Raw genomic sequence first — 12,577 nt, 5'->3', positions numbered from 1 at the left:
CCATGAGCACCCCCCACGTCCTGCGCATGGGCCGCATCAGCTATCTGAACGTGCTGCCCGTGTATCATCCCCTGGAAGCGGGCATCCTGCCCCACGACTTCGAGCTGGTCTCCGGGCCGCCCGCCCTGCTCAACGAGATGATGTCACGGGGCGAACTGCACGTCTCGTCCTGTTCCTGCTTCGAGTATGCCCGGCGGCCCGAGCGTTACTATCTGGTGGGGGATCTCTCCATCGGCTCGCGCGGCCCGGTCATGAGCGTGCTGCTGCTCTCGCGCCTGCCTGTTGAAGAGCTGGACGGGCACGAGATTCTGATCAGCGGCGAAAGCCACACCTCCGTGGCCCTGCTGCGTTTGCTCATGCGCGACCGCTACAAGCTCGACGTGCGCTTTTCCACCGGGCCGGTCACTCCGGCCCTGCGCTCGGACAACCCGCCCACGGCCTTTCTGGCCATCGGCGACGAAGCCCTGCGCCTGCGCAACCATCCGGACTATCCCTACCGTCTGGATCTGGCCGAAGCCTGGCGTGACTGGACAGGCCTGCCCTTCATTTTCGGGCTCTGGGTGGTCAGCCGGGAAGCCGCGGAACAGGGCCTGTTCAGCAGCGACCCCGGCGCCCTGCTGCGCCGGGGGCGGGACTGGGGCCTGTCCCACATGGATGTGATTCTGGATCTCACCGGCCTGGGCTGCCCGTTGTCGCGCGAGGAACTGCGCATCTATTACCGCGACGGCCTGGTCTACAGCCTGGGCGAAGAGGAATTGCAGGGCCTGCGACTCTTTTACAAAAAACTCGCGTCCGCGGACATGATCCCCGCCGCGCCGCCCCTCCGTTTTTTCAGCATGTAACATTGCGACCGCCATGGCAAAGAAGCCGGGAGCGCTGATATGCGTCCCGGCTTCTTGTCGTACAGACCGCGTCTCCGCGTCCGTCGTCTTGCTTTTGGCGTCTACTTCATGGCATCGACAATGGCCTTGGCGCTGACCTGTCCCAGCACCTTGCCGTCCACCACCACTGCGGGCAGGCTTTTGACGCCGTAATAGCGGCAGAGCTGAACCGTCTGGTACATGTTCACATTGCCCGCATTATAACAGTATTTGGCCACCGCCAGTTCATCCCTGGCGGGCACGGGCGGGCGCAGTTTGGACAGGTACCCGTAATGAATGGGATAGTCCGTGGCCGTGGCCGTGGCGTCGTATTCATTGGTAAAGGGCTTCACGCCGCCGGAACGCTTTTGCGCCGCCTTGACGGCGTTCCAGCGTTCAAGAGCGTAGCTCAGGTAGGGCATGGCCTGGCCTGGCCGGGAATAGGAAATCCAGATGGCAAGGCCCATCAGGTCCGTGCCGTAATTTTCCCGGCTGTTGCCGAACACGGCGATCTTACACTGCTTGGGTGATAAAGAGCGGCTGGCCTCAACCACCGCATGCCAGACCTTTTCGCTCTGGGGCGCGGAAAAATCGAGCAGGACCAGGACTTCATGAGGGGCCTTGGGATCGCCGAAAACCACGGGATAGAGTTCCTGACGCCAGTGCCCGCGGTAAGCGGCCTCGCCCTCGATGCTCTGGGTGTGCGCTCCCATCTTGCCGAGCATCTGCGAGGCTTCGGCAGACATCAGGCGGGTGTTGGGCAGGCGGTCATGCATATACGGGTTGAAGGCATTGGCCCCGCCGCCCGGCGTTCCCGGCGCAAGGACGGTTTCCGTTTCCGCGCCGGGGGCGGGATCGCCTGATGCGGCGGTTCCGGCCGCGCCGCAACCGGCCAGCAACAAACCCAGAAGCACTGTGGACACAAGAAGTCCGCGCATGATTCACCTCTTTGCTTAAGAAAATGACACAAACGCGCCGTCCGGCCCTGCCGGGGCGCGGTTCCGGATCAGATTAACTTTGAGATTGTACAATCTCAAAGTTTTGAAGACGCCCGCTTCGGCATTCAACAGCGCAAATAAATTGCGCTTATGCCTCGCGGCGGCCGTCTGCTCACGCAGTCGCCGGAGCAATTTCACTTTGAAATTGTTTCGGATCACGCTTCAGATCCGGCTGCTCCGTTGTCTGCCGCCGCGTCGAAAGAACGCGCGGCGTCCTCAAGATGGCGCAGCCAGATTTCGGCAAATCCGGCATATTCCGCCGTGCCCTTGAGCACCGGCACACATTGGCGGCCGTCGGCCTCAATGCGCGAACGCCAGGATTGCGCCTGTTCCCCGGCCATGTCCTGCAGGGCGTGACGGCCCACCACCGAAAGCAGGGGCATAAGCCAGACCCGTTCCGACGTAAGCCGGGGCAAAATATCTTCCAGCACCACCGCGCCGTTCATGGTGCCCACATGCACGCGCGGGTCCAAGGCGCTCACGGCCTGTGCCAGGTCCCCATAACGGGCCACAGCCGCGTGCCGGGCTCCGTGCCCCATGAGCACCACATCCTCTCCGGGCGCGCGTTCCGGCGGCAGATGGCGCGTCAGGGCCAGAGCCGCCTGGGCCACATCCTCCGGCTCGGCCAGCAAAGGCGCGCCCACCCGGCAGACAAGGCCCTCTTGCGCGGCCACCTCATCCACGGCGGCGCAGACCTCGGCATGCTCGCGCCCGGGAATGGTCTGGAGCGGCTGCACGGCCACTTCGGTAAATTTTTCAAAACACAGCCGCCGCAGGGCCTTGAGCACGGAATCGCTTTTCTGCCTGGCTTTGGCCAGACGTTCGCGCAGCAACAGCGAGGTATAGGCCCAGCGCACCGGCAGGCCCGGAAAACGCGCACGCACGCGGGCGTCAAAATTTTTCAGGGCGCTCTGGCCCTGGGCGCTGCTCGCGCCGAAAGCCACCAGAAGAATTGCGCGTTTCATACCGCTGTGTTGTACGTCACTTGCCCGGGTCAGGCAAGGCGACTCATGCCGCAACAGCGCCGTCCGCCGGAAACTCTCAGATATTGACCCGGCTCCCCCAACAAGGCTACAGTGCCCGCAACATGGTTACTCCGCCCGTTCCGTCGCGCCGTCAGGCCCCGGGGGCGGGAGAAGCCGGGGAGGTTCAGATGGCTAAGGCCTTGGTTCTGGGGGGCGCTACCGGTCTTTTGGGTCTGGCGCTCACACGCGTGCTCACGGAACGCGGCTGGCAGGTGGAAACCCTGGGCCGCGCCGACGGCAATCTGCTGGAGATGCCCTTTCTTGAGGAACGCCTGGCCAAGGCGGACGCGGACGCGGTGTTCAACGCCGTGGCCTGGACGCAGGTGGACGACGCCGAGGACCATCCCGAGGACGCCCTGCTCATGAACCGCACCCTGCCCGACGCTCTGGCCCGCGTGCTCAAGGCGCTGGGGCGAGGACATCTGGTGCATTTCAGCACGGATTTCGTCTTTTCCGGCCCGCATCAGACCCCCTGGCGCGAGGACGACGCGCCGCATCCGGCCGGGGTCTACGGCCGCACCAAACTGGCCGGCGAGGAAGCCGTGCTGCGCGTGCTGCCCGAACGGAGCTGCGTGGTGCGCACGGCATGGCTGTTCGGACCGGGCCGCAAAAATTTCGTGGACACCATTCTGGCGGCCTGCCAGAAACGCGATGCCATCAGCGTGGTGCACGACCAATTCGGTTCGCCCACCTACAGTCTGGATCTGGCCCAATGGAGCACAAGCCTGGCGGAAAAGGAGGCCACGGGCATCTGGCACGCGGTCAACAGCGGCCAGGCCAGCTGGTGCGAACTGGCCTGCGAGGCTATTGCCCTGACCGCCGGACCCTGCCGTCTGGAGCCCATCGCCAGTTCCCAATGGCCCCAGAAGGCGCAGCGCCCGGTCTATTCCGTGCTGGACACCAGCAAGCTCAGCGAATTTCTGGGCAAGAAGCCACGCCCCTGGCCCCAGGCCCTGCGCGATTTTCTGTTCAGCGAATACGTGCCCGGCGCGCACGCCGACAAAGAGGGCACGCATTGAGCCGCAAACGTCCTTCCGGCGCCTGCGCCGCATGGAGGCGGCGACTGGCCGCCCCGGCGGTTCTGGCTACACTGGTCTGCCTGATGTGGGATCTTTGGGCCACGCCGCTTTCAGCCCGCCCGCAAAATCTGCGGCAACTGTCCGAGATCACCAATAAACTGACCGAAACCAGCGTCAGTTACGGGGCCATTCCCGCGCTCTACCGCCCGCGCTACGACCGCGTGCAGGACGCGGATCTGAACATGAGCCAGGAGGATGTGGTCTTTGTGGTCATGCTGCCGGGCGGGCCGCGCATTTATCCGCAGCGCTTCATGGTCTGGCATCAGGTGGTCAACGAACTTATCGACGATGTGGCCTATGCCGTCACCTACTGCCCGATCACCGGCACGCTGATGGCCTACAACGCCTCCATGAACGGTCTGAACCTGATTTTTGATCTGGAGGGCCGCCTCTACGACGGCAACAGCGTGCTCATTGACCGTAATTCCGGCAGCCTCTGGCTCCAGGAGACGGGCATGGCCTTTGACGGACCGCTGCTGGGCCGGGGCATGCCCACCATTCCCGTGTTCTGGACGACCTGGGGCGCGGCGCGCCGGGTCTACCCCGACGCCCCGGTGCTGGCCCAGCCGCGCGGCAGCCGCCCCTACGGCCGCGATCCTTACGGGAGTTATCTCAAAAAAAACACATACTACAACAACGATATCCTGGTCTATCCGGTGCAGCGTCTGGACCGGCGTTTTGCCCGCAAAACGCCCATGCTCTGTCTGGAATACGAAAATTTTCTGTTGGCTGTCGATATCGCCTACGTCAAAAAGAAAGGCGCGGTGAACTTTTTTCTGGGACCGTCGGCCCTGCTGGCCGTGCATGATCCCCAACTGGACGTGGTCCGCATCTATAACCGCCAGATCTGGTCCGAGCCCTTTCTCTTCGTAAGCCAGTACGGCCGCCTTATGGACATCAATACGCGCAGCGTCTGGGATCCGGCCACGGGCAAGGCCCTGGACGGCAATATGCGGGGCGCGTCCATGAAGCAGTATTTCGGCGGCTATTCCATGTGGTTCGCCTGGTACAGCCTGAACCCGGAAACCCTTGTGATTCCCGGCCCCGGCGAAGTGCCCGCCGATCTGCTTTCGCTCACCCCGCCGGGCGTGGATGATCCGGCCGGGAAGAGCCCTTCGGCGAAGAACGGCGATGCGGCGGGTACGAGAAGCTCACAGCCGTAGGCTATCCGCTTCAGTCATCCACCAGTCAGCCTGCCAAACGCAGCAAAACCGCCGCGCCGCCCAGCAGGGGCCGACGTTCCGACACGCGCAGGCCCGCCCGCTGGACGCAGCCTTCAAGACCGCCCTGCTTTAGAAAAGACGCAAACGCCGCGCCGCCGCGCCTACTTGGCCACAGGTCAGGCCAGAAGCCCAGCAAGGCGCGCGCCAGCAGACAGGCGGGCAGTTCCAGATTGCGCTCCGGCGGTTTGAAATCCGCCGCCAGCACTTCCCGTCCCGTCCGGGCGGCCAGGCTCAGCAGGGCCGCGCCCTCATCCAGAGGCAAGTACCACAGAGCGAATGCCAGACGGATGTACGCCGCGCTTCCCGGAGTCGCGGCCCGCAACCAGGCTTTGGAAGGATTGAGCGGCCCGCTCGTCGGCATGTCCAGCGCCGCCTTTGGCCAGGGCACGCGTTCGGCAAAAAAATTTCGGGGAAAGCGGGGCGGCGGGCAGAGAGCGTCAGTCACGCGCGCGGGCTCCGTCAAGCCGCTCCAGCAGGGCCGCGCGCACGGGGCCGTAGGTCGCGTTTTGCGGCAGGCCGTCCAGAAGGCGACGGGCATGGCCGTTTTCCACAAACTGGCGGCGGCTGGCCTCAAAGTGCATGTCAAAGAACCAGGTGCCGAGCAACACGCGAAAGTCATTGACGCTGCGCAGATCGGCATAGGCCGCCACCTGCCCGGCCCTGGCCGCGCGCAGCACGGCTTCCCCGGCCAGGGCCGGATCATCCGGCAGGTTCAGGACCACCGTGGGGCTGTACGGGCCGGGCCCGCCCAGATGCTCGTCCATGATCCGCAGAATATCCAGCTTGTCCGCGTCGCGCACCACATGGGCGGCCAGTTCCGTCTCGCGCGGCAGATGCGCGGGCAAGGCAAAGCGATTGTGCAAGCCCACGGCGGCCAGCACGATCTTGCGTGTGGCCGCGTCCTCTCCGGCCAGACGCGCCTCACGCTTGAGGATTTTCACGCCCAGTTGGCCGTGATTGCAAGATTCCCGGTCTTTAAAAGTGTGGTAGCGCAGATACTGCTCAAAGCGCGCCACGTCGTGGTACAACGCGGCCAGCAGGCAGGCACGGGTCAGGGCGACGCCAAAGCCCTCGCTGGCCGCTATGCGGCGCGCATTGCCCAGCACGGCCATGGTGTGCCGGAGCTTCAGATCCATGGGCGCGGGGTCGCCCTGCTCCTTGGCGCGCTCCCGCGCGGCATAGGCCGCGAACCACTGTTCATGCAGGCAGATATCCGGATTCATGGCCTTGGATGTACGCCGGGGCGGCCCGCAAGGCAAGTCCGGGCCGGAAACCCGGTGTACTGGCGGCTTCAGGCCGCGTTGACGGTACCTGGGATTATTTTTAGCCTTACAGATTCTCCACTCAGCAGGAGGCCGCCATGCTCTATGCTCACAGCCTTCCGGATCAACCTGTTTCCCTCTGGCAGAGTCTTGAACAACATCTGCGGAAAAGCGCACAACGGGCCGAAACATTCGGACGCGCATTCGGCGCGGGCGATTGGGCCGCATTGGCCGCCCGGCTGCACGATCTGGGCAAGGCTTCGCCAGAGTTTCAGGCTTATATCAGCGGACAAGGCGGACGCCGCCGCATTGACCATTCCACCGCCGGGGCGCGCCTGCTCCTGCGGCATTGGAAGACTCGGGGAAAAGAAGGGGAACACATGGCCCTCTGGCTGGCCTATTGCATAGCCGGGCACCACGGCGGCCTGCCGGACCTGGGCGACGGGGCCTCGGATGCGGGCAGCCTGCGCTCCCGTCTGGACCCGTCCTATGCCGTTCCCGACTATTCCGCCGGATTGGATCTGGCGACGCCCGCTGACATTCCCCAACCGGGCGCTCTGCCCTTTCCCTTTCGCCTTTCCAGAGAACATGCCGCATTCAGCGTCAGTTTTTTCGTGCGCATGCTTTTTTCCTGTCTCACGGACGCGGATTTTCTGGATACGGAACATTTTTACGCTCCGGAGAATCGTCAGCAGCGTGACCGCTGGCCCTCTCTGGATACGCTATGCGAGCGGCTGCATGATTTTTTGTCCGCCCAAGGCTTTCTGCTCGCGACGTCTGGCGACAGCCCCATTGTAGCGGCCAGAAAAGAGATCCTTCAGCATTGTCTGAATGCCGCCGCGCTGCCGCCCGGCGCATTCACCCTCACGGTGCCCACCGGCGGCGGCAAAACGCTTTCCTCGCTGGCTTTCGCCCTGGAGCACGCCCGGCGGCATCATCTGGACAGAATCATTCTGGCGGCTCCCTACACCAGCATCATTGAACAGAATGCGCGGGTGCTGCGCGACGCCCTGGGCGCGGACGCCGTACTTGAACACCACAGCAACTATGTCCATCCCGTTGAGCAGGCGGCAGCGGACCAGACCGGGGAAAGCGACGCCCTCCAGGGGGCTGCCGCCCTGCCGTTCAGGCTGGCCGCCGAAAACTGGGCTGCGCCGGTTATCGTCACCACGGCGGTGCAGTTCTTCGAATCTCTGTTTTCCAGCCGTCCTTCCCGCTGCCGCAAGCTGCACAATATGACCCGCAGCGTGGTTATTCTGGATGAAGCGCAGATGCTGCCCGTTCCTCTGCTGGAGCCTTCGGTGCTGGCGCTGCGGGAGCTGACGGAACATTACGGCGCAAGCCTTGTGCTCTGCACCGCCACCCAGCCGGCGTTGCGCCGGGACGGCCCCCTGAAAAACGGCTTTGCAAAGAACAGTCTGCGCGAACTGATCCCCGCCCCACGGATGGCGGAGCTTTTCAAGACCTTCACGGCGCACCGGCGCCTGACCATCAGCCAGCCGGGCAAACTGAGTGATGAAGAGCTGGCCCGCCGCCTGCTGCGGGAACATCAGGTTCTCTGCATCGTCAACAGCCGCGCCCAGGCCCGCGCGGCCTATGAAAGTCTGGAGCGGGACGATGACGCCCACTTTCATTTGAGCGCGCGCATGACTCCCCGCCACCGGCTGCTCGTGCTGGACACCATACGTCAGCGTCTGCGCCGGGGCCTGCCCTGCCGGGTGGCCAGCACATCCCTCATCGAATGCGGGGTGGATATCAGCTTCCCCTGCGTATACCGGGTCCGGTGCGGGCTGGACTCCGTGGCCCAGGCAGCGGGCCGCTGCAACCGCTCCGGTGAACTGCCCTCCGGCAGTCTGCATGTCTATACGCCGGAAAGGCCCGTCTCCCGCGCGCAAGCCGATCTCTATCTGCGCGCCCGTTTTTTCAGTCAGGTGGCGGAAAAACATGCGGATATCCTCGCTCCGGAAGCTGTGGAAGCCTATTTCAGCGAGCTTTACGGCTTCGCGGATCTGGATGCGAAACACCTGCTGAAAACACTGCGCGAAAAAAACAGGCGCTTTGCCGTTCCCCACATCTTTGATTTCCGCACCATGGATGCTCTCTATCAGCTTATCCCGGAAGACACGGCGCCGGTCATAGTCACGCACGGCGTAAACGACGGCGGCGATCTGGCGGAAAAAAGCCACGCGCTTGTACGTCGCCTGGAAACGGAATACCCGCCCCACCGTCTGACCCTGCGTTTGCTGCAGGGCTTCAGCGTACAGGTATACCCATATGAGCTTGAACGGCTGCGCGCGGCAGGCAATCTGGAAAGGCTGCACGGCTGTTTTGACGTGCTGCGCAGCGGCGCGGGTTATGATCCGAAACTGGGTCTGCTGGTGGACGATCCCACCCGCCAGACTCCGGAGGATTGCCTGTTTTAACTTTATAAGCCCAGTAATAGAATTATAGTCTATACTTTATACAAAATTCTTGTTACAGGTTTCTGACCTGAGGGAGTTCTCCTGCCCGCGCCCTCAGGAAGAGAGGTGGCCTGTACACAGGCCACCTCCGCAACAAAGGAGGAAGGCGGGTGGCGGCGTGACGTGTAAACAGCGCCTGTGAAAGCTGGTCGGCGCATCAGTACGCGCCGTGGATTGAAATAATTATTGGGCTTAGGGCAATTTCACGGTGAAATTGCTCGTGGCGGCCGCGTGAGCAGACGCCCGCCACGAGCTTCAGCCATTGGCGGCTATGCCGTCTTGCCTTGAATGAGGGCTGAGCCTAGACAGCGGTCATCCGCGCACCTGCGCGGGCATTTCTGAAACGGGCAACGCCGGAACCCGGCATGTTCAGGAGGTACGCATGGCCTACGGCATAGCACTGCATGTCTGGGGTGAATATGCATTATTCACACGACCGGAGACAAAATCAGAGCGCATGTCTTACGAGGTTATAACCCCGTCAGCGGCACGCGGCATTCTCGAAGCGATTCACTGGAAGCCGGCCATACGCTGGTTTATTGACAAACTGCATATTCTGAATCCCGTCTGTTTTGATTCCATACGCCGTAACGAGCTGGCCTGCAAAGGTTCGGCGCAAAATGCGTTACAAGCCATGAAAAAATCCGGTCCGCTGCATATCGCCGTTGAAGACGTGCGCCAGCAGCGGGCCGCGCTGGTGTTGCGCCGGGTGGCCTATGTGATCGAAGCTCATTTTGAACTTACGGACAAGGCCGGGCCGGACGACAACGAGGGCAAGCATCTGGACATTTTCAACCGCCGCGCCAGAACCGGACAGTGTTTTCACCGTCCCTGCCTGGGCTGTCGGGAATTTCCCGCCCATTTTTCCCTGCTGGAGGGCAGCCTGCCGCCTTCGCAACTGGCCGACGACGCGCCCCGCGATCTGGGCTGGATGCTCTATGACCTGGATTTCGCCCACAATATGCAACCCATTTTCTACCGGCCCCGCCTGGCGGGCGGCGTCATCGACGTGGCGGACTGCCTGCGCAGATCCGGGGAGGCACGGCCATGATTTTGAGTCAACTGGCGGCCTTTTATCAACGCATGCTTGAAGAGACGGATGCGGAACTGCCCCGTCCGGGCTATAGCCGCGAGCTGATCGGCTTTGTGCTGGTGCTCACTCCCGAGGGAGAGTTGCGGCACATTCTGCCCCGCCTGGACGACAAGGGCAAAGCCCGGCCCATGCTGGTGCCCGCGCCGCGAAAGCAGCCCGGCTCCGGCATCAGCCCCAATCTTTTCTGGGACAATACCGGCTACCTGCTGGGGGTGGACAACAAGGGCAAAGCCGAGCGCAGCGCCAAAACCTTTGCCGCCTTCCGACAGGCCCACGCGGCACTGGCCCGTGACACCGGCAATGCCCGGCTTGAGGCCGTGGCCGCCTTTCTGGAAGCCTGGCGTCCCGAGATGTTCGCCGGTCTGGACATCGGTGACCTTATTCTGGACAAAAACGGTATATTTCAGATTGAAGGAGATCAGGGCTTTTTACATGAGCAACCGGACATCCGCACCATCTGGGAAGAGCAGCGCCGCCCCTCCGGGGAGAATGGCCTGACCGGCGTCTGTCTGGTGACAGGAAAAAGCGCGCCCATTGTCCGCATTCATCCGCCTATCAAAGGCGTCAGCGGAGCCAACCCCACCGGCGCGGCCCTGGTTTCCTTTAACTGCGACGCCTTTGAATCCTACGGAAAAAACCAGAGTTACAACGCTCCCGTAAGCAGCGAGGCCGCCGAGGCTTATACCGCAGCGCTGAACTTTCTGTTGCGAAAGGACAGCGGGCACTGCCTGCGTCTGGGCTCCACCAGTCTCGTTTTCTGGACGGAGCAGCCCGGCCCGGCGGAAAAAATCTTTGCCTCCTGCCTGTTCTACGAGGATGGCGAGGCCGTGGAATGCGGCGCTGATACGGCTGAAGACAGGGAACTGCTGGGCAGGGCGCGCGCTGTCCTGCGCGCCGCGCGTGACGGGAAAAAACCGGCGGATAGCGATCTGGCGGCCCTGCGTGAGGCGGAAACGCGCTTTTTCCTGCTGGGCCTGAAGCCCAACCAGGCCCGCCTGGGCGTCAATCTGTGGCAAATCTCCTCGTTCGGGCAACTGCTGAACAACCTCAGCCGCCATTACCGCGATCTGGCCCTCGCGCCGCAGTATGCAGGCGATCCTCCCTTGCCGCCGCTCTGGATGCTGCTGCGGGAGCTGGCTCCGCAGGGCAAAACGGAAAATATTCCGGCCAGCCTGGGCGACGCCCTGTCCCGCGCGGTTCTCTCAGGCGGCCGCTACCCTGAGAATCTGCCGGCGATTGTCTTGCAACGCATCCGCGCGGACAAGAAGATTTCCTATTTGCGCACGGCGCTGCTCAAAGCCTTTCTGCTGCGCAATCATCCCTCACAAGGAGCCTGGACCATGGAACTTGACGACAACCGCAAAGACACTCCCTACCTGCTGGGCAGGCTTTTCGCCCTGCTGGAAAAAACGCAAAGCGACGCCGTGGGCGCGGTAGGCGCCTCCATCAAAGATCGCTACATCGGCGCCGCTTCCGCTACGCCGCTTCTGGTCTTCCCGCAACTGCTGCGCCTGGCCCAGCACCATATCGGCAAGGCGGGCTATGGCAAATATAACGAAGACAAAATAGCCGGGGTCATGCGGGGCATCGACGTTTTCCCGCCCCACCTGACCCTGCCGGAACAGGGAGATTTCTTCATCGGCTATTACCATCAGCGCGTCGCCAATTATCAGAAAAAGGAAAAGGAGTAAGCCATGTCCGCTCTTGCCAACCGTTATGAATTCGTGCTGCTGTTTGATGTGGAAAACGGCAATCCCAACGGCGATCCGGACGCGGGCAATCTGCCCCGCATTGACCCGGAAACCGGCTGCGGCCTGGTCACGGACGTCTGTCTGAAGCGCAAGATCCGCAATTACGTGGAGCTGGCCAAAAACGGGGAGGAAGGCTTCAATATCTACATCCAGGAAAAGGCCGTGCTCAACCAGCGCCATGAACAGGCCTACAAGGCTTGCGCTCTTGAGCCGGACAAAAACGGCAAACGCCTGCCCAAAAAAGCGGAAGACGCCGCCCGCGTGACGGCCTGGATGTGCGCCAATTTTTACGACGTGCGCGCCTTCGGGGCCGTCATGAGCACGGAGATCAATTGTGGGCAGGTGCGCGGCCCGGTGCAACTGGCCTTTGCTCGCAGCGTGGAGCCCATTGTGCCGCAGGAGGTCAGCATTACCCGCATGGCCGTCACCAATGAGAAGGATCTGGAAAAAGAACGCACCATGGGCCGTAAAGCCATTGTGCCCTACGGACTCTATCGGGCCGAAGGCTATATCTCCGCGCCGTTTGCGGAAAAAACCGGCTTTGACGAAAATGATCTTGAACTTCTCTGGGAAGCGCTGCGCACCATGTTTGAGCATGATCACTCCGCCGCGCGCGGAAAAATGAGTTCACGCAAACTCTTTGTCTTCAAGCATGCCAACCGGCTGGGCAACACGCCCGCACATGCGCTTTTCGAGCGCGTCACGGTAACGCGCAAGGGCTCCGGGACTGTTGCGGGTCCGGCCAGAGCTTTCAGCGATTACGACGTTCAGGTGCGGCGCGACGGTCTGGAGTCTGTCGAGATTCTGGAAAAATTGTAGGAAAC

The 12,577-nt window shown here is 62.5% G+C and carries 11 protein-coding genes; 7 read left to right on the top strand and 4 right to left on the bottom strand.

Annotated features, from left to right (window positions below; translation table 11 throughout):
- Positions 1 to 2: 2 nt before the first annotated feature.
- Positions 3 to 842 (top strand): menaquinone biosynthetic enzyme MqnA/MqnD family protein, encoded by an 840-nt coding sequence (locus tag HMPREF0326_RS14645; protein WP_008686012.1) that lies wholly within the window; start codon positions 3 to 5, stop codon positions 840 to 842.
- 101 nt (positions 843 to 943) lie between these two features.
- Here HMPREF0326_RS14645 and HMPREF0326_RS14640 read toward each other — a convergent pair whose 3' ends face one another.
- Together HMPREF0326_RS14640 and HMPREF0326_RS14630 are read right to left on the bottom strand one after the other, a co-directional pair.
- Positions 944 to 1,798: a hypothetical protein gene (locus tag HMPREF0326_RS14640; RefSeq protein ID WP_020990712.1), complete on the bottom strand. Its 855-nt coding sequence runs from the start codon at positions 1,796 to 1,798 to the stop codon at positions 944 to 946.
- Between the two features lie 215 nt (positions 1,799 to 2,013).
- Positions 2,014 to 2,823: a sirohydrochlorin cobaltochelatase gene (locus tag HMPREF0326_RS14630; RefSeq protein ID WP_008686015.1), complete on the bottom strand. Its 810-nt coding sequence runs from the start codon at positions 2,821 to 2,823 to the stop codon at positions 2,014 to 2,016.
- Positions 2,824 to 3,011: 188 nt separating this feature from the next.
- Between HMPREF0326_RS14630 and rfbD the strand changes: the two genes are divergently transcribed.
- Together rfbD and HMPREF0326_RS14620 are read left to right on the top strand one after the other, a co-directional pair.
- Positions 3,012 to 3,902: a dTDP-4-dehydrorhamnose reductase gene (gene rfbD / locus HMPREF0326_RS14625; protein WP_008686016.1), complete on the top strand. Its 891-nt coding sequence runs from the start codon at positions 3,012 to 3,014 to the stop codon at positions 3,900 to 3,902.
- A complete protein-coding gene (locus HMPREF0326_RS14620; protein WP_020990711.1) occupies positions 3,899 to 5,125 on the top strand; it encodes a DUF3179 domain-containing protein in 1,227 nt (408 codons plus the stop codon). The genes rfbD and HMPREF0326_RS14620 overlap by 4 nt, the downstream gene beginning before the upstream one ends.
- Before the next feature lie 25 nt (positions 5,126 to 5,150).
- Here HMPREF0326_RS14620 and HMPREF0326_RS14615 read toward each other — a convergent pair whose 3' ends face one another.
- Both HMPREF0326_RS14615 and HMPREF0326_RS14610 read right to left on the bottom strand, forming a co-directional pair.
- Positions 5,151 to 5,630 (bottom strand): hypothetical protein, encoded by a 480-nt coding sequence (locus HMPREF0326_RS14615; RefSeq protein WP_008686019.1) that lies wholly within the window; start codon positions 5,628 to 5,630, stop codon positions 5,151 to 5,153.
- A complete protein-coding gene (locus HMPREF0326_RS14610) occupies positions 5,623 to 6,408 on the bottom strand; it encodes an HD domain-containing protein (protein WP_008686021.1) in 786 nt (261 codons plus the stop codon). The genes HMPREF0326_RS14615 and HMPREF0326_RS14610 overlap by 8 nt, the downstream gene beginning before the upstream one ends.
- A 137-nt stretch (positions 6,409 to 6,545) precedes the next feature.
- Here HMPREF0326_RS14610 and HMPREF0326_RS14605 point away from each other — a divergent pair, with 137 nt between their 5' ends.
- From HMPREF0326_RS14605 to cas7c, 4 genes are all read left to right on the top strand, one after another.
- Positions 6,546 to 8,870, top strand: a complete 2,325-nt coding sequence (locus HMPREF0326_RS14605) for a CRISPR-associated helicase/endonuclease Cas3 (RefSeq protein ID WP_008686022.1) — start codon at positions 6,546 to 6,548, stop codon at positions 8,868 to 8,870.
- A gap of 421 nt (positions 8,871 to 9,291) precedes the next feature.
- Positions 9,292 to 9,960 carry a type I-C CRISPR-associated protein Cas5c gene (cas5c, locus tag HMPREF0326_RS14600; protein WP_008686024.1) on the top strand — a complete coding sequence of 223 codons (669 nt, stop codon included), beginning with the start codon at positions 9,292 to 9,294 and terminating at the stop codon, positions 9,958 to 9,960.
- Positions 9,957 to 11,693: a type I-C CRISPR-associated protein Cas8c/Csd1 gene (gene cas8c / locus HMPREF0326_RS14595; RefSeq protein ID WP_020990709.1), complete on the top strand. Its 1,737-nt coding sequence runs from the start codon at positions 9,957 to 9,959 to the stop codon at positions 11,691 to 11,693. Before cas5c ends, cas8c begins: the two co-directional genes overlap by 4 nt.
- 3 nt (positions 11,694 to 11,696) lie before the next feature.
- The gene (cas7c, locus tag HMPREF0326_RS14590; RefSeq protein ID WP_008686027.1) at positions 11,697 to 12,572 is read left to right on the top strand and encodes a type I-C CRISPR-associated protein Cas7/Csd2; all 876 of its coding nucleotides are present in this window, start codon (positions 11,697 to 11,699) and stop codon (positions 12,570 to 12,572) included.
- Positions 12,573 to 12,577 lie beyond the last annotated feature (5 nt).

This window comes from Desulfovibrio sp. 3_1_syn3 (genome assembly GCF_000145315.2).
GTDB lineage: Bacteria > Desulfobacterota > Desulfovibrionia > Desulfovibrionales > Desulfovibrionaceae > Desulfovibrio > Desulfovibrio fairfieldensis.
The sequence above is the reverse complement of the archived record's forward strand: the minus strand, read 5'-3'. Positions and strand labels throughout refer to the sequence as shown.